Annotated in this window: 22 protein-coding genes, 1 pseudogene and 1 other annotated feature; of the genes and pseudogenes, 22 read left to right on the top strand and 1 reads right to left on the bottom strand. The window is 42.1% G+C overall.

Annotated elements, in window-relative coordinates; translation table 11 throughout:
- Positions 1-655 precede the first annotated feature (655 nt).
- The 22 genes and pseudogenes from SLS51_RS24595 (at position 656) to SLS51_RS03225 (ending at position 22,830) form a co-directional block, all read left to right on the top strand.
- Complete coding sequence (locus SLS51_RS24595; RefSeq protein ID WP_439126841.1) at positions 656-1,480, top strand: formyltransferase family protein; 825 nt, start codon at positions 656-658, stop codon at positions 1,478-1,480.
- Between the two features lie 42 nt (positions 1,481-1,522).
- Positions 1,523-2,227: a DNA-3-methyladenine glycosylase gene (locus SLS51_RS24590; RefSeq protein ID WP_439126840.1), complete on the top strand. Its 705-nt coding sequence runs from the start codon at positions 1,523-1,525 to the stop codon at positions 2,225-2,227.
- Positions 2,221-3,069: pseudogene (locus SLS51_RS24585) on the top strand (condensation domain-containing protein); the annotation flags it as partial. The gene SLS51_RS24590 and the pseudogene SLS51_RS24585, both read left to right, overlap by 7 nt.
- Positions 3,070-3,538: 469 nt before the next feature.
- On the top strand, positions 3,539-5,467 hold the full coding sequence (gene thrS / locus SLS51_RS03315) for a threonine--tRNA ligase (RefSeq protein ID WP_323835517.1): 1,929 nt from the start codon (positions 3,539-3,541) through the stop codon (positions 5,465-5,467).
- Positions 5,468-5,470: 3 nt separating this feature from the next.
- Complete coding sequence (gene infC / locus SLS51_RS03310; protein ID WP_323835752.1) at positions 5,471-6,010, top strand: translation initiation factor IF-3; 540 nt, start codon at positions 5,471-5,473, stop codon at positions 6,008-6,010.
- 97 nt (positions 6,011-6,107) lie between these two features.
- Positions 6,108-6,305, top strand: coding sequence for a 50S ribosomal protein L35 (gene rpmI / locus SLS51_RS03305; RefSeq protein ID WP_006118955.1), 198 nt, complete (start codon positions 6,108-6,110; stop codon positions 6,303-6,305).
- 41 nt (positions 6,306-6,346) lie between these two features.
- On the top strand, positions 6,347-6,703 hold the full coding sequence (gene rplT / locus SLS51_RS03300; protein WP_011146888.1) for a 50S ribosomal protein L20: 357 nt from the start codon (positions 6,347-6,349) through the stop codon (positions 6,701-6,703).
- Positions 6,704-6,805: 102 nt separating this feature from the next.
- Positions 6,806-6,930, top strand: a sequence feature (Phe leader region).
- Between the two features lie 92 nt (positions 6,931-7,022).
- Positions 7,023-8,006, top strand: a complete 984-nt coding sequence (gene pheS / locus SLS51_RS03295; RefSeq protein ID WP_323835499.1) for a phenylalanine--tRNA ligase subunit alpha — start codon at positions 7,023-7,025, stop codon at positions 8,004-8,006.
- A 14-nt stretch (positions 8,007-8,020) separates the two neighbouring features.
- Positions 8,021-10,408: a phenylalanine--tRNA ligase subunit beta gene (gene pheT / locus SLS51_RS03290; RefSeq protein ID WP_323835497.1), complete on the top strand. Its 2,388-nt coding sequence runs from the start codon at positions 8,021-8,023 to the stop codon at positions 10,406-10,408.
- Positions 10,409-10,412: 4 nt separating this feature from the next.
- On the top strand, positions 10,413-10,709 hold the full coding sequence (ihfA, locus tag SLS51_RS03285) for an integration host factor subunit alpha (protein WP_011146885.1): 297 nt from the start codon (positions 10,413-10,415) through the stop codon (positions 10,707-10,709).
- A gap of 65 nt (positions 10,710-10,774) precedes the next feature.
- On the top strand, positions 10,775-11,782 hold the full coding sequence (btuC, locus tag SLS51_RS03280; RefSeq protein WP_323835484.1) for a vitamin B12 ABC transporter permease BtuC: 1,008 nt from the start codon (positions 10,775-10,777) through the stop codon (positions 11,780-11,782).
- Between the two features lie 34 nt (positions 11,783-11,816).
- Positions 11,817-12,563, top strand: coding sequence for a vitamin B12 ABC transporter ATP-binding protein BtuD (btuD, locus tag SLS51_RS03275; RefSeq protein ID WP_439126843.1), 747 nt, complete (start codon positions 11,817-11,819; stop codon positions 12,561-12,563).
- Between the two features lie 160 nt (positions 12,564-12,723).
- A complete protein-coding gene (gene arnB / locus SLS51_RS03270) occupies positions 12,724-13,869 on the top strand; it encodes a UDP-4-amino-4-deoxy-L-arabinose aminotransferase (RefSeq protein ID WP_323835480.1) in 1,146 nt (381 codons plus the stop codon).
- Complete coding sequence (arnC, locus tag SLS51_RS03265) at positions 13,870-14,847, top strand: undecaprenyl-phosphate 4-deoxy-4-formamido-L-arabinose transferase (protein ID WP_323835478.1); 978 nt, start codon at positions 13,870-13,872, stop codon at positions 14,845-14,847.
- Positions 14,848-16,830 carry a bifunctional UDP-4-amino-4-deoxy-L-arabinose formyltransferase/UDP-glucuronic acid oxidase ArnA gene (gene arnA, locus SLS51_RS03260; RefSeq protein ID WP_323835476.1) on the top strand — a complete coding sequence of 661 codons (1,983 nt, stop codon included), beginning with the start codon at positions 14,848-14,850 and terminating at the stop codon, positions 16,828-16,830.
- Positions 16,830-17,723 (top strand): 4-deoxy-4-formamido-L-arabinose-phosphoundecaprenol deformylase, encoded by an 894-nt coding sequence (gene arnD / locus SLS51_RS03255; protein WP_323835474.1) that lies wholly within the window; start codon positions 16,830-16,832, stop codon positions 17,721-17,723. The genes arnA and arnD overlap by 1 nt, the downstream gene beginning before the upstream one ends.
- Before the next feature lie 7 nt (positions 17,724-17,730).
- Positions 17,731-19,392 (top strand): lipid IV(A) 4-amino-4-deoxy-L-arabinosyltransferase, encoded by a 1,662-nt coding sequence (gene arnT / locus SLS51_RS03250; protein WP_323835472.1) that lies wholly within the window; start codon positions 17,731-17,733, stop codon positions 19,390-19,392.
- Positions 19,389-19,730, top strand: coding sequence for a 4-amino-4-deoxy-L-arabinose-phosphoundecaprenol flippase subunit ArnE (arnE, locus tag SLS51_RS03245; protein ID WP_323835470.1), 342 nt, complete (start codon positions 19,389-19,391; stop codon positions 19,728-19,730). The genes arnT and arnE overlap by 4 nt, the downstream gene beginning before the upstream one ends.
- Positions 19,727-20,107, top strand: coding sequence for a 4-amino-4-deoxy-L-arabinose-phosphoundecaprenol flippase subunit ArnF (arnF, locus tag SLS51_RS03240; protein WP_113025413.1), 381 nt, complete (start codon positions 19,727-19,729; stop codon positions 20,105-20,107). The genes arnE and arnF overlap by 4 nt, the downstream gene beginning before the upstream one ends.
- A gap of 104 nt (positions 20,108-20,211) precedes the next feature.
- Positions 20,212-20,697: a C40 family peptidase gene (locus SLS51_RS03235; protein ID WP_323835467.1), complete on the top strand. Its 486-nt coding sequence runs from the start codon at positions 20,212-20,214 to the stop codon at positions 20,695-20,697.
- Between the two features lie 736 nt (positions 20,698-21,433).
- Entirely contained in the window at positions 21,434-22,363 is a 930-nt protein-coding gene (locus SLS51_RS03230; RefSeq protein ID WP_323835464.1) for a hypothetical protein, read from the top strand.
- 173 nt (positions 22,364-22,536) lie between these two features.
- Positions 22,537-22,830, top strand: coding sequence for a type II toxin-antitoxin system TacA family antitoxin (locus SLS51_RS03225; RefSeq protein WP_323835462.1), 294 nt, complete (start codon positions 22,537-22,539; stop codon positions 22,828-22,830).
- A 100-nt stretch (positions 22,831-22,930) separates the two neighbouring features.
- Here the strand turns inward: SLS51_RS03225 and SLS51_RS03220 are convergent, their stop codons facing one another.
- Positions 22,931-23,353, bottom strand: a complete 423-nt coding sequence (locus SLS51_RS03220) for a flagellar protein FlhE (RefSeq protein WP_323835460.1) — start codon at positions 23,351-23,353, stop codon at positions 22,931-22,933.
- Positions 23,354-23,490 lie beyond the last annotated feature (137 nt).

Genomic DNA, 23,490 nt, shown 5'->3' with positions numbered 1-23,490 from the left:
TAATGATCAATACGGTATTTAACCAATGTTGAACTCAGCTATATTATAACAAAACAATATAGCTAGATTGATTCTAATTAGAAATTATTTTCTTATGGATTTAAAGATAATTAACTTTTACATTAATTATGGAAATTTATTATCATTAAATAATATTTGCTGAAATTAATTTTAGCTTGAACTTATATTTTAAAGTAATTAAATATACAGGATGTCTTTGTAAATGTTTAATAAGTTGTATTTTATGTGGCATTTTATCTGCACTTTTCTTGAATATTAATATTTATTTTTCAATAAGTTATATGATTTTTACCGTATTGATGTTAATAGTCGTTGATGATTTTAATCTAAGTTGTGGAATTAAGTATCAATCAAAAGCGTTTATCCAAAAAAATAAGGATGAAATAGAACATATAGTTACGTTTCATGAATGACCATTTCCCGTTATTAGGAAAGTTATCATTGCAGAGTTGCTAATAAATAAGTTATTTACATCCAATTCCAGAAAGAAAGCGTTGCCTGAATATTTTAATTGACGTTTAACGTGCCCATTTTTATTCCGCCTAGGATAAGTGGGATAAAAATAAAAAAACACTTGTGATGATTGCCAAGAATGACAGTTGCCAAATATCTAACAGATTTATTGAGGTAGTAGATGAAAGATAACATTGCTAAAAAAGCGGAAAGTATCCTTAAAGCCGAACTTCTCTCTCAGACACCAGAAAATATAACCAATAACGTAAAGAATATACCTGCTTTGTCACGTAGTTGCATCGTAGTCGGGGGAACGACTCTTGCGGTGTTCTGTGCCGAACAAATTCAGGCGGCTGGGCATACGATACATACAATATTAACTACCGATATTGTTCTGCAAACATGGGCTGCCCGGCAAGGGATCGTTTGTGTGAATTCTGTCGAAGCATTACAAGCACAAATTGCGCAGCACCCTGTGGACTGGCTTTTCTCAATCGTTAATCCGCTTATCTTGCCTATGTCGCTGATTGGGCAGATTCGCGGCGGTGCTTTTAATTATCACAATAGCCCCTTGCCGCGTTATGCCGGCAGTCATGCAACTTCCTGGGCGCTGTTAGAGCGGGAGACACACTATGCCGTTTCGTGGCATTGCATTGAGGAGGGGGTAGATACCGGTGATATTGCTGTGCAATGTCCGGTACCTATTGAGGAGCACGATAATGCATTTTCATTGAATCTAAAATGCTATCAGGCTGCTCAGGAAAGATTTATTAAACTGCTTCGGTATCTTGATCATGGCGAGTTGGTGACTTATCCGCAAGATCTGACACGACGGAGTTTTTATACTCAGTCTCGTCGTCCCGATGGTGGGGGATATTTGTGCTGGCAGCAGTCGGGTGAGGCACTTTCAGCTTTAGTACGGGCGTTAGATTTTGGCGAAAATTATTTAAATCCACTGGGTTGCCCGAAACTGTTACTGAAACGGGGCACAGTGCGAATTTCTTAGCTTCAACGGCTGAATCACTATTCTGGGGGGGTACCCGGTACGTTGATTGCGGTAGAGGAGGAGGCTTGGCAGGTAACAACCGGAAGTGAGGATGTTCGGATTGGAGGGTTTGCCACACTTGAGGGTAAATTACTCTCCGCCGACGAACTTGCCGATATATCAGAACTCAGGCCAGGCAAGCAGCTGCCTTTGGTTTCTCCACAACAGGCTCAGAATGTAAAAAATACCCTCCAGGCACTTGCACCCAGTGAGTCATTCTGGCGCGAGCGTCTTGCCTCTTTGATACCGCTGCAATTACCTTTCGAAACTGCCGGAAAATCAGCAGCTCCTAAATGGGCATTAAGTGCCTGGCAATCCCCGCTATTAGAAAATAGCGAAAAGTTAAAAAATGGTGAAAAAGCCTCATTGCAGATGCTGTTACAGACATTCGCTATTTATCTTGCGCGTTTGACTCATCAAACTGAATTCCAAATCGGCTGGTCTGTGGATAGGGTGAAAAATGAATCAGACGTGTTGTCTGGTTTGGCGCTGGTGGTGCCAATGACTGTTAAGGTGGAGTTTGATCAGCCGTGGTGTACGGTAGCGAACTGGATGAATGATGAGCTTGCACGGCTGGTGCAGCATCGTACATTTTGCCGTGATCTCCTTTCTCGTTCTCCTTCACTGTGTGCTATCCCGGCATTAACCACAAGCTGCCCGTGGCAAGTTGCCGTCTCTTTCATGCCGGATGACAAATGTATCAGTTAGCTCAGCATTTTGACCTACATCACCATCGCCTCGACTTGAACCAAGCACCTTTGTTGCACTTTGGGATAGCGCAGGAGGAGGATGGTCGTTGGAGCGTACTGCAATTGCTGCATCATCTAATTGGCGACCATACGACGCTGGAAGTGATGAAAGGTGAAATTCAGGCTTATCTTGCCGGACAGGAAGAGAACTTGCCTGCGCCAGTCCCTTTCCGCAATCTGGTGGCTCAGGCCCGGTTGGGGGTGAGTCAGGCCCGACGTTTGGATGTCAGTTTGGCGGCGCTGTGTCATTTGGCTTGGGCACAGGTGCTGTCACGTACCAGCGGACAGGCGAAAGTGGTGTTCGGCACCGTGCTATTTGGGCGGATGCAGGCAGGGGAAGGTGGTGACAGCGGCATGGGACTGTTTATCAACACCTTGCCGTTACGACTGGATATGGATGATACCTCAGTACGGGAGAGTGTACGAGCAGCACATGCCCGGCTGGCGGGATTGTTGGAACATGAGCACGCTTCACTGGCATTGGCTCAACGTTGCAGTGGGGTACAAAATGAAATTCCACTCTTTAGTGCCTTGTTGAACTACCGGCATAATACACCAGCGATCATCACGGATAAAGTTACCAGCGGCATTGAATTTCAGGGCGGACAAGAACGCACTAACTATCCATTTGTTTTGTCGGTGGAGGATTTTGATAATGCACTAGGGCTGACGACGCAAATCGTTCAACCGATTGATCCGGAGCGGATATGTGGTTATATGCAACAGGCACTGGAAAGTTTGGCAGAAGCGCTTGAACAGCGGCCGGATACACCGGTACGGTTGCTGAATATCTTGCCGGAAGCTAGTCTGTTGGAGAATAATGAGGATAAAGTCGCTTTAGTTCAAGCTTTAAATATGGCGTTGGCCGTGGGTTGTAACGAGGAGTTTCAGTAATGGCTTAACGAGACTAAAACGATCCTGTATCCGTATGATAATCCGGCATATATAACTTATGCCGGGTTTTTTCATGTGTCTTGAAGATAATTGTTATCCGTTTTTCCTCAACCATATTATTTCATTAGACGGATTCGACTAATAAATGCAAATGATTTTACCTATACTAAACATCGCCGTGACCTGAATGGTTGTTGGTGGTATATTTTCGCGATGTTTCGGTATTGAAGGTAGTCACTTTTTACATTGTGTACCAATTTTAGTACCAAACTTTAATGGATTGACGAGATAATAATTTAAATCGTTATTTTAGTTGAATATCAAACTCCTTCAAGTGACCTTTCGTGTGGGTCACCACTGTAGATAAGGATTTTAAATGCCTGTTGTTACTCTTCCTGACGGTAGCCAACGCCAGTTTGACCATGCCGTTTCTGTAATGGATGTTGCCTGTGATATTGGTCCAGGTTTAGCGAAAGCATGTATTGCTGGCCGCGTAAATGGTGAGCCAGTAGATGCTTGTGAATTAATCGATTCAGATGCAAATCTTGCCATCATCACCAGTAAAGATGATGCAGGGCTGGAAATTATCCGCCATTCATGTGCTCATCTGCTAGGCCATGCGATTAAACAATTATGGCCAGATACGAAAATGGCTATCGGTCCGATTATTGATAATGGTTTTTACTATGATGTTGATCTTGGCCGTGCTCTGACGCAGGAAGATATTGAACTGCTTGAAAAGCGTATGTTGGAACTTGCCAAAAAAGACTATGACGTCATCAAGAAAAAAGTGAACTGGCAAGAAGCTCGTGATACCTTCGTTGCTCGTGGTGAGGATTATAAAGTACAAATTTTGGATGAAAACATCAGTCGAGATGATCGTCCTGGTCTCTATAATCATGAAGAATATATTGATATGTGCCGTGGCCCACATGTGCCAAATATGCGTTTCTGCCATCATTTCAAATTGCAGAAAGTCGCAGGGGCATATTGGCGTGGGGATAGCAACAATAAAATGTTGCAACGAATATACGGTACCGCGTGGGCTGATAAGAAACAGCTCAATACTTATCTGCAACGTTTGGAAGAAGCCGCCAAACGTGACCATCGTAAGATTGGTAAACAATTAGATCTGTACCACATGCAGGAAGAAGCTCCAGGTATGGCATTCTGGCATAATGATGGTTGGACTATTTTCCGTGAGCTGGAAACTTTTGTTCGCACTAAACTGAAAGAATACCAATATCAGGAAGTTAAAGGTCCGTTTATGATGGACCGTGTCATGTGGGAAAGAACGGGTCACTGGGAAAACTATGGTGAGCATATGTTTACCACTTCTTCAGAGAACCGTGAATATTGCGTTAAACCGATGAACTGCCCAGGGCATATTCAGATTTTTAACCAAGGGTTAAAATCCTATCGTGATTTACCGTTACGTATGGCTGAATTCGGTAGTTGTCACCGCAATGAACCATCAGGGGCATTACATGGCTTGATGCGGGTTCGTGGTTTTACTCAGGATGATGCTCATATCTTCTGTACAGAAGAGCAAATTCACCGGGAAGTCAGTAGTTGCATTAAGATGGTGTATGACGTTTACAGCACTTTTGGTTTTGAAAAAATCGTGGTTAAGCTGTCAACCCGCCCGGAAAAGCGCATTGGTACTGAAGAACAATGGAATCAAGCGGAAGAATCTCTGGCGGCGGCACTACAAGAAAATGGTGTTCAATTTGAATATCAGCCAGGTGAAGGAGCCTTCTACGGACCGAAAATTGAATTTACTTTGCATGATTGTTTGGATCGTGCGTGGCAATGTGGTACTGTGCAGCTCGACTTTTCACTACCAAGTCGTTTGAATGCGTCCTACGTAGGTGAAAATAATGAACGTAAGGTTCCTGTAATGATTCACCGTGCGGTTCTGGGTTCACTGGAACGGTTTATCGGCATCCTAACTGAGGAGTATGCGGGTTTCTTCCCAACATGGATTGCCCCACAGCAGGTAGTGGTGATGAATATTACCGATAGCCAGGCTGATTATGTACAGGAATTAGTAAAAAAACTTCAAGATGCTGGCATTCGTGCAAAAGCAGACTTGAGAAACGAGAAGATTGGCTTTAAAATCCGTGAACACACTCTACGTCGTGTGCCCTACATGCTTGTCTGTGGTGAAAAAGAGGTCGAATCAGGGAAAGTTTCCGTTCGTACCCGCCGTGGTAAAGATTTGGGTAGCATTGATGTTAACGAGTTCATCGAAAAACTGCTTATAGAAACACGCAGTCGTAATCTTCATCAATTGGAGGAATAAGGTATTAAAGGCGGAAAAAGAATTCAAACAGCGCGTCCTAATCGCATTAATGGAGAGATTCGCGCTTCTGAAGTTCGTTTAACAGGTTTAGATGGCGAACAGATTGGCATTGTCAGTCTGAGGGAAGCTCTTGAAAAAGCTGAGGAAGCGGATGTTGATTTAGTTGAAATCAGCCCGAATGCCGAGCCGCCGGTTTGCCGTATTATGGATTACGGCAAGTTCCTCTATGAGAAGAGTAAGTCGGTCAAAGAACAGAAGAAAAAACAAAAAGTTATTCAGGTTAAGGAAATTAAATTCCGTCCTGGTACAGATGAAGGCGACTATCAGGTCAAACTACGCAACCTGATTCGTTTTCTGGAAGATGGCGATAAAGCCAAAATCACCCTGCGTTTCCGTGGGCGTGAAATGGCACACCAACAGATTGGTGTCGAAATGCTTAACCGCATCCGCGACGATCTGGATGAACTGGCGGTAGTCGAATCCTTCCCTTCGAAGATTGAAGGCCGTCAGATGATAATGGTGCTCGCTCCTAAGAAGAAATAGTTAGGCAATCAAGTAATAAGCTCCAGTCGGTTCATCTGGTTGGGGCTTGTTCGCCTGATTAATTCGTTGTAATTCACAATGCGAAGTGGAAATTAAAATGCCAAAGATTAAAACAGTACGCGGCGCCGCTAAACGCTTTAAAAAAACTGCAAGTGGTGGTTTTAAGCGTAAGCACGCTAACCTTCGTCACATTCTGACTAAGAAATCAACCAAGCGTAAACGTCATTTACGTCCAAAGGGCATGGTCTCCAAAGGTGATCTGGGCCTGGTTGTTGCTTGCTTGCCGTACGCATAAGCAATTTTTAGATTAGAACTCAGAGACGATAGGAGAAGTATATGGCTCGCGTAAAACGTGGTGTTGTCGCCCGTGCACGTCACAAGAAAATTTTAAAGCAAGCGAAAGGTTACTACGGTGCCCGTTCGCGCGTTTACCGTGTTGCCTTCCAGGCAGTAATCAAAGCAGGGCAGTACGCTTACCGTGACCGTCGTCAGCGGAAACGTCAGTTCCGTCAACTGTGGATTGCACGTATCAACGCTGCTGCACGTCAGAATGGTTTGTCTTACAGCCGTTTCATCGATGGTCTGAAAAAGGCTTCTATTGAAATCGACCGTAAGATCCTGGCTGACATCGCTGTGTTTGACAAAGTGGCGTTTGCTGCTTTAGTTGAAAAAGCGAAGAGCGCTCTGGCATAAGTTAGAGTAGTATAAGAGGGGCATGCTCCCTCTTTTACTTTGTTGTCAGATGTAGCTTACGAGAGTGTCGTTGCCAAAAGAGAGTTTTATTCCGAGAGAACCAACATTATGTCTTTAGCTTTTTTTCGCATCTTTTTTTACTTTAGCGCCTGAATTCAGGGGGCTTTGCGCGTAAGAAAAGAAACGAAAAGTAGCGCCTGAGCCTCCGTTGTGGAGGCTTTTTTGTTTTTATGACAAAAAACAGAAAAGGTATATAAGGTATATAAAGTCATTAACGATCATTACTAGCAGGCCGTTAGGCCGAAGGAAGAGGAAAACGATGCCACATCTCGCTGAACTGGTTGCAAAAGCAAGAGCAGCCGTAGAAGATGCCCAGGATGTTGCTGCGTTGGATTTGGTGCGTGTTGAATATTTAGGCAGAAAAGGCCATTTAACTCTCCAAATGTCATCGCTGCGTGATCTGCCGGCCGAAGAACGCCCGGCAGCAGGGGCGGTTATTAATCAGGCGAAGCAAGAAGTCCTGGAAATTCTGAATATCCGTAAAGAAAAACTGGAAACTGATCTTCTGAACTTCCGTTTAGCAGCGGAAAAGATAGATGTATCATTGCCTGGCCGCCGTATGGAAAATGGTGGGCTACATCCAGTTAACCGCACAATAGAGCGTATTGAAACTTTCTTTGGTGAATTAGGGTTTTCTGTAGAATCAGGCCCTGAGATTGAAGATGATTATCATAATTTCGATGCGCTGAATATTCCCGCTCACCATCCTGCACGTGCTGATCATGATACTTTCTGGTTTGATGCCAAACGTCTGTTGCGTACTCAGACTTCCGGTGTTCAAGTTCGAACTATGCACAGCCAACAACCACCCATTCGCGTCATTGCACCGGGTCGTGTATATCGTAATGACTACGACCAGACACACACACCTATGTTCCATCAGGTGGAAGGTTTGATTATTGATCGTGATATCAGTTTTACCAATCTGAAAGGAACGTTGCACGATTTCCTGACTAACTTTTTTGAAGAAGATTTGCAGGTTCGTTTCCGACCTTCTTACTTTCCATTTACAGAACCTTCGGCGGAAGTTGATGTCATGGGTAAAAATGGCAAATGGCTGGAAGTGTTGGGTTGCGGTATGGTTCATCCTAATGTACTGCATAATGTTGGCCTTGATCCTGAAATTTATTCTGGTTTTGCTTTCGGCATGGGGGTGGAGCGCCTGACAATGTTACGTTACGGTGTAACTGATTTGCGCGCGTTCTTCGAAAATGATCTGCGTTTTCTCAAACAGTTTAAATAAGGCGGGAATATCTCATGAAATTCAGTGAACTCTGGTTACGCGAATGGGTAAATCCAGCCATCAGTAGTGAAGCATTATCTGAGCAAATCACCATGATAGGCCTGGAAGTTGATGGCGTTGAAGCCGTTGCCGGTCAATTTTATGGTGTGGTTGTTGGTGAAGTTGTCCAATGTGCCCAGCATCCAAATGCGGATAAGCTACGGGTAACAAAAGTGAACGTAGGTGGTGAACGACTACTGGACATTGTTTGTGGTGCACCAAATTGCCGTTTAGGGCTGAAAGTTGCAGTAGCAACCGTGGGTGCTGTATTACCGGGTGATTTCAAAATCAAGGCGGCGAAACTGCGTGGCGAGCCTTCTGAAGGGATGCTATGTTCTTTTTCTGAACTGGGTATTTCTGAGGACCACGACGGCATTATTGAATTGCCAATGGATGCTCCTTTAGGTGTTGATCTGCATGAATATCTGAAGCTGGATGATAAGGTCGTTGAAATCAGCATTACACCTAATCGTGCTGACTGCCTGAGTATTATAGGTGTCGCACGTGATGTGGCAGTTGCTAATAAAATGCCATTATCTGAGCCACAAATTGAAGCAGTAAAATCGACAACAGATGCAGTTTTCCCTATTCGTGTTGAAGCGACAGAAGCTTGCCCACGTTACCTGGGACGGGTAATTAAAAACATTAATGTGAAAGCGGAAACGCCGCTGTGGATGCGTGAAAAATTACGTCGTGGTGGTATCCGTTCTATCGACCCGATTGTCGATGTAACTAACTATGTATTGCTTGAATTAGGCCAACCGTTGCATGCGTTTGATCTGGAACGCTTGAATGGCTCAATCACTGTGCGTATGGCGAAGCAGGATGAAAAATTGGTGCTGCTGGATGGTACAGAAGCCAATCTTTCTGCTGATACGCTAGTTATTTCTGATGAAAAACAAGCTGTTGCAATAGCCGGTATTTTTGGCGGTGAACATTCAGGTGTGAATGAAGAAACGCAAAATATTTTACTTGAGTGCGCATTTTTTGCTCCTTTAGCGATTGTTGGCCGTGCTCGTCGTTATGGTTTACATACTGATGCTTCTCACCGCTATGAACGTGGTGTTGATCCTCAGTTACAACACAAAGCAATAGAGAGAACAACCCAACTGTTGATTGATATTTGTGGTGGTGAAGCCGGCCCAATTATTGATGTTACTGATGAATCTCAATTGCCTCAATCTGCGACAATCACATTGCGTCGTGAAAAACTGGATCGTTTGATTGGTCACTATATACCTGATGAACAGGTTGGTGACATCCTGACCCGCTTAGGTTGCAAAGTTACTATTCAGGAAAATTGTTGGCAAGCGGTTGCGCCAAGCTGGCGTTTTGATGTAGAGATTGAAGAAGATCTGGTGGAAGAGGTTGCCCGTATCTACGGTTACAACAATATTCCAGATGTACCGATGCGTGCAGATCTTATTATGAAAAAACATCATGAAGCGGATCTTTCCCTGCAACGTGTTAAAACCATGCTGGTTGACAGAGGTTATCAAGAAGCGATTACCTATAGCTTTGTTGATCCCAAAATTCAGGCACTGTTACATCCACAGCAACAAACGTTGATGTTGCCTAATCCAATTTCGGCGGATATGTCAGCAATGCGTTTATCTTTACTGACTGGTTTGCTAACAACAGTGGTATATAACCAAAACCGTCAACAAAACCGTGTGCGCCTGTTTGAAACTGGCTTACGTTTTGTGCCTGATGAAAATGCCGATCAGGGTATTCGTCAGGAGCTGATGCTTGGGGGGGTTATTACAGGAAATCGCTTTGAAGAGCATTGGTCACTGGAAAAACAGTCCGTTGATTTCTTCGATATGAAAGGCGATTTGGAAGCCGTTCTGGAGTTAACTGGAAAATTATCTAAGATTTCTTTTAGAGCAGATGTAAATCCGGCGTTGCACCCAGGTCAAAGCGCCGGGATTTATTTGGAAAAGGAATACATCGGATATATTGGTGTGGTTCACCCAGAATTGGAACGTAAACTTGACTTAAATGGCCGCACCGTGGTATTCGAAGTGCTCTGGAGCAAGCTGGCAAGCCGCGTGGTTCCTGACGCGAAAGAGATTTCACGTTTCCCGTCAAACCGTCGTGATATTGCGATCGTGGTGCCTGAAAATGTTGCTGTAGAAGATATTTTGGCTGAATGCAAGAAAGTTGGCGTAAATCATATAGTTGGCATAAACTTGTTTGACGTGTATTGTGGTAAAGGTGTAGCAGAGGGTCATAAGAGCCTTGCTATAAGTTTTATCTTGCAGGATACCGCGCGTACACTGGAAGAAGAAGAGATTGCTGCGACAATTAATAAATGTGTTGCAGTGCTGAAACAGCGATTCCAAGCATCCTTGAGGGACTGAACTTATGGCGCTTACTAAAGCTGAAATGTCAGAAAATCTGTTTGAGAAACTGGGAATTAGCAAGCGTGATGCTAAAGATCTGGTTGAATTATTCTTTGAAGAAGTGCGTCGTTCTTTGGAGAATGGTGAGCAGGTAAAATTGTCTGGATTTGGCAACTTTGATTTACGGGATAAAAACCAACGTCCGGGGCGTAACCCTAAGACTGGTGAGGACATTCCGATTACAGCTCGCCGAGTAGTGACATTCCGTCCTGGTCAGAAGTTAAAAAGCAGGGTTGAGAAAGCCACACCTAAAGAATAATCAAAAAGGCCGCATCAATAGCGGCCTTTTTCTTAAATGATTCTCCCTCATGAGCTTGATTTACCATGCAACCCACTCATTCCATCACTGAATTAGTGACTCGCCAGAAAAGGCATGATTATCGTTTTCTGGCAATTCTCACGTGTTTATTTTTACTGGTTTTTTTTCTCTCGCTTTGTGCTGGGGAAAATTGGATCTGGCCTAATAAATGGTTTTCTGAAACAGGTCAATTGTTTGTGTGGCAGTTACGTTTTCCTCGTGTATTAGCTGTCGTTGCTGTAGGTGCGAGCCTGACTGTGGCGGGTGCAGTAATGCAGGCACTATTTGAAAATCCGTTGGCGGAACCTGGGCTATTGGGGGTCAGTAATGGTGCTGGCGTGGTGGTGGTGTTTTTAGTGCTGATGTTTCATGGCATTGCGCCGTTCTGGTTATTAAGTATTGGCGCTGTGCTCGGCGCGCTGACCGTTACCATGATATTGTTGACCTTTTCAAGAAATCGTTATCTGAATAATGCCCGTTTGTTGTTGGTCGGGGTTGCTTTTGGTGTTGTCTCTGGTGCGTTAATGACCTGGATGGTTTATTTTAGTACTAGCCTGGACTTGCGTCAGCTAATGTATTGGATGATGGGGAGTTTCAGTGGAATAGACTGGCGGCAGCAATGGTTGGTAGTCGCTTTGTTTCCTTTGATTATTTGGTTGAGCAGACAAGGAAAAGTACTTAATTTTCTTTCACTGGGAGAAACACAGGCCCAACAATTAGGTATCTCACTTTATTATTGGCGTAATTTATTTGTCTTTGCTGTTGGATTGTTGGTAGGGTTAAGTGTTGCACTTGCTGGAACAATCAGCTTTATTGGTTTGGTTATTCCACATATTTTGCGTTTATGCGGCCTAACAGATTATAAAACTCTACTGCCTGCCTGTGTTCTATCCGGCGGTTATGGATTATTGCTGGCTGATCTGCTATCTCGTCTTAGCTTGAATAATGCAGAAGTACCGATTGGCGTTGTGACTGCAACATTGGGTGCGCCAGTCTTCATTTGGTTATTATTGAGAGTCAAAGACTGGAGTTAAAAAAGTGGATAATGCGCAAGTGACCAATCAGTTGATGGCTCTCAATCAGGTATCAGTACGAAATCGATTAATGCCGCTGACAGCGTTGGTACAACAAGGTGAACAGATACATCTCATTGGGCCGAATGGTTCAGGAAAAAGTACACTATTGGCCTGTATGGCCGGTATTTTACCCTATAGTGGTGCAATCGATTTGCAACAAAAGTGCCTTAGTCAATATAGTCACTGCCAATTAGCACGGTACAGAGCATGGCTTAGCCAGCAAATTTCTTCTGTGCCAATAATGCCGGTTTTTCAATATTTGCAACTGCATTTAGCTGCCCATCTTGTTAATTGTGACGGTGTGTTGTCAGAACTCTGTTCCTTTTTTAAGTTGGGAAAGTTTCTAGAAATACCCGTAGGCAATCTATCTGGTGGTGAATGGCAAAGGGTGCGATTAACCGGAGTTTTTTTACAAGTCTGGCCATCAATCAATTCGGAAGGTAAATTATTACTCTTGGATGAGCCTACGAATAATCTTGATATCACTCAGGTAGCCGCACTTGATCTGTTGATAAAGAAATTCTGTGAACTCGGTGGAACCGTAGTCATGAGTGGCCATGATCTCAATCATAGCTATGATAAAGCTGATCGGATCTGGCTGCTTGCTAATGGATCACTGGTTGCGAATGGAAAGCCGGATGAGGTAATGAAAGAAAATACGCTCTCCAGAGTTTTTGCCGCTGATATCAAATGTGTGCCAGAAAAGACAGATAAATATTGGCGGGTTTTCTTACCATAATTACAGTCCAGGCTTATGTATGTACCTGCCGTGAATCTGTACGTATCGTGGATCGATAGTAATTTCCACTTAATTTGCTAAATCATACCTGTGTTTACGATTCGTTCAAATATAGTCATCTAATATATCGTTATATTATGAATGAATTGGGTTGTGGTTTATGGGTAGCTTTCTTCCATTTTCTCGTCCTGCGATAGGTGATGAAGAAATTCAGGCAGTAGAGAAGGTTCTTCGTTCGGGTTGGATTACAACAGGCCCGCAAAATCATCAATTGGAACAGGACTTTTGCCGCATGTTTGGCTGCAAACATGCGGTTGCTTTGGCTTCTGCAACGGCGGGTATGCATCTGACACTCATGGCGCTGGGAATTGGCCCCGGTGACGAAGTGATTACACCGTCTCAAACTTGGGTTTCCACAATAAACATGATCTGTTTGCTTGGTGCTGAACCAATCATGATTGATGTTGATCGTCATACTTTAATGATCGATGCGCAAGCAGTGAAAAAGGCGATTACTTCCAGAACCAAAGCGATTATTCCTGTTCACTATGCCGGTGCGCCCTGTGATTTAGATGCATTGCGTGGGATTGCTCTGGAGGCGGGTATTCCATTGATTGAAGACGCAGCTCATGCATTAGGAACCCGTTATAAGAATGAATGGATTGGTGAGCATGGCACAGCGATTTTCTCTTTCCATGCTATAAAAAATGCCACTTGTGCGGAAGGTGGGCTAATTGCTACTGATAATAATGAACTTGTTGAACGAATTCGATGTCTAAAGTTTCATGGATTGGGTATTGATGCTTTTGACCGTCAGATTCAAGGCAGGAGACCACAGGCAGAAGTTATAGAACCGGGTTACAAATATAATTTATCTGACATTCATGCTGCGATTGCTGTTGTGCAATTAAGTAAATTGGAATCAATGAATATTCGCCGTCGGCAAATTGTTGCCCGTTATTCAGCGGCATTAAAAGATTCGCCTTTGCAGATGTTAAGTGTGCCCGATTATGAGCATATGCATGCACATCATCTATTTATGGTGCGGGTTGATAAGGATGTTTGTGGCATTGATCGCGACACATTAATGGAACGTTTGAAAAGCAAGAATATTGGCACAGGTTTGCATTTCAGAGCTGTACATACACAAAAATATTATCGGGATCGATATCCGCAGTTGTCATTACCTGAATCAGAATGGAATTCAGTAACACTGTGTTCATTGCCACTCTTTCCTGATATGAGTGATGACGATGTAGATCGTGTCATTGATGCTTTACAAGAAATTATTTCGGAGCATAGATAAGTGTCATTTGAACAAATTAAAAAAATTTCTGTTGTTATTCCAATTTATAACGAAGAAGAAAGTTTGCCTATTTTATTGGAAAGAACCTTAGCAGCCTGTAAACAATTGACTCAGGAATATGAGCTTATTTTGGTTGATGATGGTAGTAGTGATAAATCTGCGGAAATTCTGATTCAGGCCGCGGAACAATCTGAGAATCATATTATTGCTATTTTACTTAATCGTAATTATGGTCAGCATTCAGCGATTATGGCGGGGTTTAATCAGGCCAATGGCGATTTAGTTATTACGCTTGATGCTGATTTACAGAATCCGCCAGAAGAGATCCCCCGTCTTGTTAAAACGGCTGAACAAGGTTATGACGTTGTGGGTACTCGCCGGGCTAATCGGCAGGATTCTCTGTTTCGTAAAACAGCTTCAAAAATCATCAATGTTATGATTACTAAGGCAACTGGCCGTTCTATGGGCGATTATGGCTGTATGCTCCGTGCCTATCGTCGCCATATTGTTGAAGCCATGTTGCAGTGCCATGAGCGCAGCACCTTTATTCCTATTTTGGCAAACACGTTTGCCCGTAAAACCATTGAGATTGATGTTGCTCATGCAGAGCGTGAATTTGGTGATTCTAAATATAGCTTCATGAAGCTGATTAATCTGATGTATGACTTGCTAACCTGCCTGACAACAGCACCTTTGCGTTTACTGAGTGTGGTAGGCAGTGTGATTGCCGTTTCTGGTTTTTTGCTGGCTGTATTATTGATGGTTTTACGTCTGATTTTCGGTGCCATATGGGCAGCAGAAGGGGTATTTACTCTGTTTGCTCTCCTTTTCATATTTATTGGCGCACAGTTCGTCGCGATGGGCTTATTAGGTGAATACATAGGCCGTATCTATAACGATGTTCGTGCACGCCCACGTTATTTTATTCAAAAAGTGGTCGGAGATAAAAAGACCAACGACAACCAGGAAGAGTACTAAATGAAAGCAATCGTATTTGCCTATCATGATATCGGCTGTGTCGGGATCAATGCTTTAACTAAAGCGGGTTTTGATATTCAGGCGGTATTTACCCATACAGATGATCCTAATGAAAACCATTTTTTCTCTTCTGTTGCCCGTTTAAGTGCAGATTTGGCGCTGCCGGTTTTTGCGCCCGAAAACGTTAACCATCCACTTTGGATTGAACGTATTCGGGAACTGAAACCTGATGTGATTTTCTCTTTTTATTACCGAAATATGTTGAGCGAAGATATTTTATCGCTGGCGAGCATAGGTGCATTTAATTTGCATGGTTCATTGTTGCCAAAATACCGTGGTCGTGCCCCGATTAACTGGGCGATTTTAAATGGTGAAGTGGAAACAGGTGTAACCCTGCATAAAATGGTGTTGAAACCTGATGCAGGGGATATTATTGCTCAGCATAAGGTTGCTATTGCAGAGACAGATACCGCGTTGACTTTGCACGGTAAAATTCGTGAAGCAGCGGAAAAACTGTTTGATCAAGTATTACCGCAGATCAAAGCAGGAATGTATCCTGCCATACCTCAAGATGAAAGTCAGGCAACTTACTTTGGGCGTCGTACTGCCGCGGATAGTGAGATTGACTGGCGTAAATCAGCCATGGAAATTAACAACCTTGTTAGGGCAGTGACTGAGCCATATCCAGGGGCATTTACTTTCTTAGGTGAGCATAAGATTACTATCTGGCGTGCCTGCCCGTTGAATGAGATGCATGACAAACAGCCGGGGACAGTATTATCGGTAGATCCGTTAATTATTGCTTGTGGAAAAGGCGCGTTAAAAATTATCAATGGGCAAAGTGAATCGGGTTTGTATGTTCAGGGCCACCGTCTGGCAGTAGATATGAGCATTGTGACTGATGTACGTGTTGGCCCAAAGGCAACCACTCAAATTAGCCACCGGAAACGTGTATTAATTCTCGGTGTGAATGGCTTTATCGGTAATCATCTAACAGAACGTCTATTACGTGATGGCAACTATGATATTTATGGTATGGATATCGGCTCTTCCGCTATTGAGCGTTTTATTGGTAATCCGCGTTTTCACTTCATTGAAGGTGATGTCAATATCCATACTGAATGGATCGAATATCACATTAAAAAGTGTGATGTCGTTTTGCCATTGGTCGCCATTGCGACGCCAATTGAATATACCCGTAATCCGCTGCGTGTATTTGAATTGGATTTTGAAGAGAATCTAAAGATTGTCCGTTATTGCGTTAAATACAATAAACGAATTATATTCCCGTCCACATCAGAAGTTTATGGAATGTGTGATGATAAAGAATTTGATGAAGATGACTCTCGTCTGATTGTCGGCCCGATCAACAAACAACGTTGGATCTATTCTGTATCCAAACAATTGCTAGATCGTGTTATTTGGGCATATGGTGAAAAAGAGGGGCTCAAATTCACGCTATTTCGTCCATTTAACTGGATGGGGCCGCGTTTGGATAATTTGAACTCTGCACGTATTGGCAGTTCCAGAGCGATCACACAATTAATATTGAACTTAGTTGAGGGTTCACCGATCAAACTGGTAGATGGTGGTGAACAGAAACGCTGTTTTACCGATATTAATGATGGTATTGAGGCGCTGTTTCGTATTATTGAAAACCGGGATGAGTTATGTGACGGTCAAATTATCAATATTGGCAATCCAACTAATGAAGCTAGTATTCGCCAATTGGCGGAAATATTACTTGAGAGCTTTGAACACCATGAATTGAGAGATAATTTTCCTCCGTTTGCTGGATTTAAAAAGATTGAAAGTGGCAGTTACTATGGTAAAGGTTATCAGGATGTTGAACACCGTAAGCCAAGTATTAAAAATGCGGAGCGGTTATTAGGTTGGAAACCAACCATTGACATGAAACAGACGATAAATGAAACACTGGATTTTTTCTTGCGTGGAGCAGTGGAAGAATTAGGGAAAAATTAATGAAACAAATTGGCTTGAGAGTTGATGTGGACACTTATCGAGGAACCGTTGAAGGAGTACCGAAACTGCTCAAAATTTTGGCAAAACATCAGATTCAGGCCAGTTTTTTCTTTAGTGTTGGGCCGGATAATATGGGGCGCCATTTGTGGCGTCTTTTACGGCCAAAATTCTTATGGAAAATGTTGAGGTCAAATGCAGCGTCTCTGTATGGTCTTGATATTTTACTGGCGGGGACGGCATGGCCGGGTAAGAAGATTGCTAAAGATTTAGGCTACTTGATGAAGCAAACTCTGGATGCAGGCCATGAAGTGGGTCTGCATGCTTGGGATCATCAGCGTTGGCAGGCGAAAGTTGGCCGTTGGTCTGAAGCTCAGTTAACAGAGCAGGTTAAATTGGGCGTGGATGCATTGGTACAGGTAATTGGCCAACGGGTAACGTGTTCTGCTGTTGCTGGTTGGCGGGCTGATGAACGCGTACTTGCGGTAAAGCAGCAGTTTGGTTTTGATTACAACAGCGATTGTCGGGGAACGCATCCATTCAGGCCCATCCTGCCTGATGGTACTCTTGGTACCGTGCAAATTCCGGTGACGTTGCCAACTTATGACGAAGTGATAGGAACTCAGGTTAAAGATGAAGATTTTAACCAGTTTATCCTTGATAAGATGCAAAACAGCCAGGGAGTTCCGGTATATACCATCCATACGGAAGTTGAAGGGATGTCCAAGTCCACAGAATTTGCAACACTGTTGGAAATGGTTCATCAGGAAAACATACAATTTTGTGCACTGAGTCATCTGCTGCCTGAAAATATACAGCGACTTCCTGTCGGGAGAATTGTTCGTTCTGTATTTCCCGGTAGAGAAGGGTGGTTAGGATGCCAACAAGAGGCTTAACTTATATATGTTAAATAACCGGGCGTGTAAGGTGGGGGCCTTTTTGATGGCTCTTTTTTTTATCCTTACCTACTTATTACCTCTGAATGGCCGTCTATTATGGCAGCCTGATGAAACCCGTTATGCAGAAATCAGTCGTGAAATGCTGCAACGAGGAGATTGGATTGTCCCGTATTTGCTGGATATTCGTTATTTTGAAAAGCCCGTAGCGGGTTATTGGATTAATAATATTAGCCAATGGATTTTTGGTGATAATAATTTTGCTGTCCGTTTTGGATCGGTTTTCTGTATTTTTATCAGCGCAATTTTACTATATCGACTTGCTATGATGATGTGGCATAACCGGCATATTGCTTTTGCCACTAGCCTTATCTACATCTCAATGTTTCTGGTATTTGCCATTGGCACTTATAGCGTACTCGATCCGATGTTTTCTTTGTGGGTAACGGCTGCCATGATGTGTAGCTTCTGGGGGCTAAAAACAGACTGTACCAGACGGCGGATAATGGCATATTTGGTGCTTGGTTTGTGCTGTGGCATGGGTTTTATGACTAAAGGGTTTCTGGCATTGGCTGTTCCGGTTATTGTGATGTTGCCCATTGTCATTTATCAGAAGCGGGTCCTGCAAATAGTCTACTTTGGCCCACTTGCCATTATTTCGGCGATAGCAATCAGTTTACCGTGGGTGATTGCAATTGCCTTACGTGAGCCTGATTACTGGCACTATTTCTTCTGGATTGAACATATTAAGCGTTTTTCTTCCGATGATGCACAGCATATTGCACCGTTCTGGTATTACATACCCATTCTTATTCTTGGTGTTATCCCTTGGTTGGGGTTATTACCTGGGGCGGTGATGAAAAGTTGGAAAGAAAGAAAATCCAATCCTGAAATGTTTTTTCTCCTTTGTTGGTTTGTCGTGCCATTGCTATTTTTCAGTATTGCGAAGGGAAAATTGCCAACTTATATCTTGCCCTGTATGGCGCCATTGGCAATGATGATGGCTAAATTTGGTGTCGATTGTGTAAGAGATGGCAAGATGAAATTACTAAAGATCAATGGAATGGTTAACGTATTTCTTGGTCTGCTGGCAGTAATGGTTCTATTTGCTATGGAAGCAGTGACAAAACACGCTTTATATCAGCCATCGGAATGGCTTAAATGGGTTTTAGCGATTGTTGCTTTTGGTATTTGGGGAATTATCGGTTATCTGTGTTTTGCGATGAATGGGAAATATTGGTTATGGGCTGCATTTTGTTCCATTGTTGTCAGTTCAGTAATAGGTAATGCGTTGCCTGAAAATACCGTTAATTCCAAATTACCACAGAATTTTATTAAGTTACATCGTCAGGAACTTGCAGACAGTCGCTATATTCTATCGGAAAGTGTTGGTCTTGCAACCACTGTGGCTTGGGAGATGAAGCGTAGTGATATTTATATGTTTGAGAATTGGGGTGAATTGGAATATGGGCTGAATTATCCCGATAGCCGATATCGATATATCAGCTATAAAGATTTTCCGCAATGGTTAGAGAAAGCGCGTAAAGAAGGGCGGGTATCAGTACTCTTTCATTTATATAAAAATGAAAAATTACCTGATTTGCCAAAAGCAGATCAAATTAGTCGCAATTATCGCTTTGCTATTTTGGTTTATGAGAAGCGGCCATGATAAGTTTCGCTTTATTGTTGCTGGTTAGCTTGCTGACATGTGCGGGTCAGTTATGTCAGAAACAGGCGGTAATATGTTGGCAAAGTGATGTTTATCCGCGGGCATCTGCGCTGAAATGGTTAATAGGCGCTGTGATTCTATTGGCTGTTGGCATGTTATTTTGGCTTCGTTTATTGCAGATATTGCCGTTAGGCATTGCTTATCCCATGTTGAGTATAAATTTTATTATGGTCACTTTGGCGGGGAAATTTTTCTATCAGGAAAAAGCGGGCAGAAAACATTGGAGTGGGGTTGTGTTTATCATGTTGGGAATTTTGCTGATGAGCTTGAATGAATGAAAGGTTATATTTGGGGATTAGTTAGCGTATTACTGGTGACAATAGCCCAGTTATTACTGAAATGGGGTGTTGTCAATTTGCCAGCGTTGAACCTTGGTTTGCATTGGTTTGATATTGAGTGGCTGTGGCGTTATCGCCATTCTCTGGTGGTGGTAATGGCGGGTCTGGCTGGATATCTATTATCTATGCTGTGTTGGTTATTTACGCTAAAATATTTACCATTAAATAAAGCCTATCCGTTAATAAGCTTAAGTTATGTCTTTGTCTATTTAATGGCGGCTTTATTGCCTTGGTTTAATGAAACCATTACATTATTGAAAACCGCGGGCGTGATTTTTATTTTGTATGGTGTCTGGTTGATTAGTCGTCCAGAATGAAGAAGAGAATAACTATTTAACTGTTTTACTTAAATTACAGCCTTGTTTTTTTATTGAGTGCCGGATAGAGTTAGCCTGTTTTGCTGATCTTATGAGGGGGAGTCATGATAATAAGAACAAAAGAGTTGCTGTTGCTGCTCAGTCTATTACTTATTGGCTGTTCTAGTCATGCCCCCAGAACCCCGGCTCCGGCGTTAAAGACGGCGCTTTCTGATCCAATCATGGTGATTGCTCAGCTTAGGGAGCAGCTTAATCAATGGCGTGGTACACCATATCATTATGGTGGAATGGATCGTCGGGGGGTAGATTGCTCTGGTTTTGTTTACCGTACTTTCAGTGACCGGTTTGATATTCAATTACCTCGTACTACCGGTGGGCAAATAAAATTAGGGGCCCGTATTGATAAAAGCGATTTAATGCCGGGTGATTTGGTCTTTTTCAGAACGGGTAGTGGCGAGCATGGATTACATGTTGGCATTTATGATGCCAATAACCAGTTTATTCATGCATCAACCCATAAAGGTGTTACTCGTTCATCTATGAATAATGTTTACTGGAAAAAAGCCTTTTGGCAAGCCCGGAGAATTTAAATCCGCTTTTATCCGCGAATTGTAAAAATTATTATTATTAAGATGGCAGTTTTATTTAAATCTCAGTAATTAATGTCAGTAATTTTAATTTTATTAATTGCATTTTAACTATCTAAAAATAATTATTTTATAACAGTAAATTAATTATCCATATTGCATTTAACATGGTAAGATAATATCTGATTTTGATTTAAGTTATATTATTTAAAAAAGTTTAAAAATAGATAACCAGTTCCTTAATATACAAGGAGCTGGTTGGGATGTTTATTGTTTCGTTATTTATTTATTTATTTATTTATTTATTTATTTATTTATTTATTTATTTATTTATTGTATGAATTGCTGGATTAATATTTTTATAGTTTATAACTATATTTTTAAATATAGCAATATATTATTTACATATTTTCAATAAAATTTATATTCATAAATAAAATACTATCAATACCAAATGCAATAAAAAAATTTTTATTTTATGACGGAAAACTTAAACATTATTTATTAAGCAGACTTGTTTTTATGAGTTATATTTTTGTTTGCTTGATTACATTGGTAAGTGTATTTTTTAAGATGAAATATAAATAGCTTACCTGTGAAGCGAAATATTTAAAATGGTTTTACATTCTCGCACCATAAATATGATTGATTAACTAAATGATTTTTGTCTTCCAAAATTAATTATATTTAACCGAAGAGAGTAGACATAATAATTTAAATTATATCAATAGGAAAACTGATGACAAATAAACAAGTTTATTCTCCAGAAATAAAATATTCTCCGTGGGAACCTAATGATGCCCCATTATTTATCATACTTGGACAATCAAATAGTTATGGTCATGGAACACAATTACCACAAGATGAAAAAATTACGCAAGGTTTAAAAAACGTATTCACATTATCTCTGCCAGAAGTTTACCGCGTTGACTTTCCCGCAATTAACTGGACAGGGCTGACCAGCTTTGGTAATGCCAATATTGGCGCTCCTGTCGGCTTATCTCGTGGCAATCAAGATCACTCTGTCAATGCCGCCAACCGTTTTGCCAAACTCTGGCAAGACCATATCAATCAAGGTAATGTGCTTAATTTGCCTGATCTTTATGTCATTTTGATGGGCTGGGGTGGTCAGGGCATGTATCTGGATAATCCACCGGATAACCGTTGGGCTCCTGAACGAGATCCCTGCGATGTGGAATCGCTCTATCCGCGTGCGATCAGAACCTTGCGCATGGCCGTCGAATCACTGCATAAACTAGGAAAAAATCCTCGTATTTTGACTGTTCATTGGAACCAGTGGGAAGCAGAAACCGAAAGTTTATTGGCAGCACAGGCATCAGAGTGGAATTTTACCCGCATCATTACTGGTATCAGTGATGCTTTGGGTTCTCGCAGTATACCGTGGAGATTGTATTATCCACTTTCGGTTGCGTTTGATCCCATCAACACCAGCTATGTGCTTGAGGCAATCAATAATGTTATCGCTGATGATCCCCAATATCGAACACTGATTGATGCACGGAATTCTCCGAACTATACCGGAAAGGCGACTGAGTTTGGCGTTTTTCTGCCTGATAGTCTGCATTATGATGGCAAAACCCAGACATGGTTTGCTCAGCAGGAATGGGAATTGATTTTATCTGGTTATAAAGGGGTTGAACTACCATAGGATTAATCACCTGAGAGATACCAAGATGGCGGCTGAGGCCGTCATCTATCATCAGAGAAATAGTACATTCTAGGTGTTCATGTGTGTCTTTTCGGCATATATATTAATAAACGTTTATTTTGTATGCCATAATGGCATCATGTTTATATAGACTAAAAATGCAGATAAAATCAATGGCTATTAATACAGAACGTAAAGAGATCCATTTAGTTGCAAGAACTTCCACAGAGATTCAAGTGATCATACAAAGGGCGGCTGATTACTCCGGAGCAACACTTTCACAGTTTCTTATTGAATCAGCAATGGAGCGTGCGCGTAACGTGATTGAACGAACTGAAACCTTACACCTTTCGATGGAGGGGGCTGATGCTTTGTTGGCAGCTTTGGAAAATCCGCCAAAAGCAAACTCTAAACTACTTAAAGCCGCGAAGCACTATAAGGATACGGTGAATGTCCGTAATCATTGAAGAAATCATCTAGCAACTTTCTTAGATCCGACAATATTCAAAGCAAATCAGAATTGCCGCCTATAATATTAGCGGCAATCTTTGGAGAGTTATTGAAATGTTATTGCCAACTGACAGTAATTTCTCCGGTTTGACCTGCAACCGGTACTGTTCCACCATTTGCTACTCTCAGAGCATAAAAAAATTGCTGTGTCGGGCTTCTATTATTGAATGCGTCTGTCGACATTCTTCGCATGCGTGATATATCTAGGCAATTACTGGTACTTCCTTGGCAAAGGTAAACAGATAGTCCTGTAGGCCATCCAACAACGTTCCAAGTCCAAGATACATTGTTAATACTGCCGGAGGCTGGTGGAGATCCGGCGACAGGAAGATAAGCTGTTTCTGTGAAGTTTCTGGAATACACTGTTGGCAAAACAACTGAAGAGTGATAGCTGCCACTTGCCGCAGGTACTGTCTGTGAGAATATAGTTAACAATAAAGCGCTACCAATACCAAATATGTTTTTTAATTTCATAGCCATTACCCCAATATCTGATAATTTCCTATTGCGAGAACTTAGATATATATTTTGATCTCGCGCCCTGTATCTCTTGAATTGTTATAAAAGCATGTACGCAATGCCAAAGTAGGCAGGAGTAATTTGGGTGGATTAACCCT

It is taken from the genome of Photorhabdus africana (genome assembly GCF_035181445.1).
Taxonomy (GTDB): Bacteria; Pseudomonadota; Gammaproteobacteria; order Enterobacterales; family Enterobacteriaceae; genus Photorhabdus; species Photorhabdus laumondii.
This window is presented reverse-complemented; position numbering and strand designations above follow the sequence as displayed.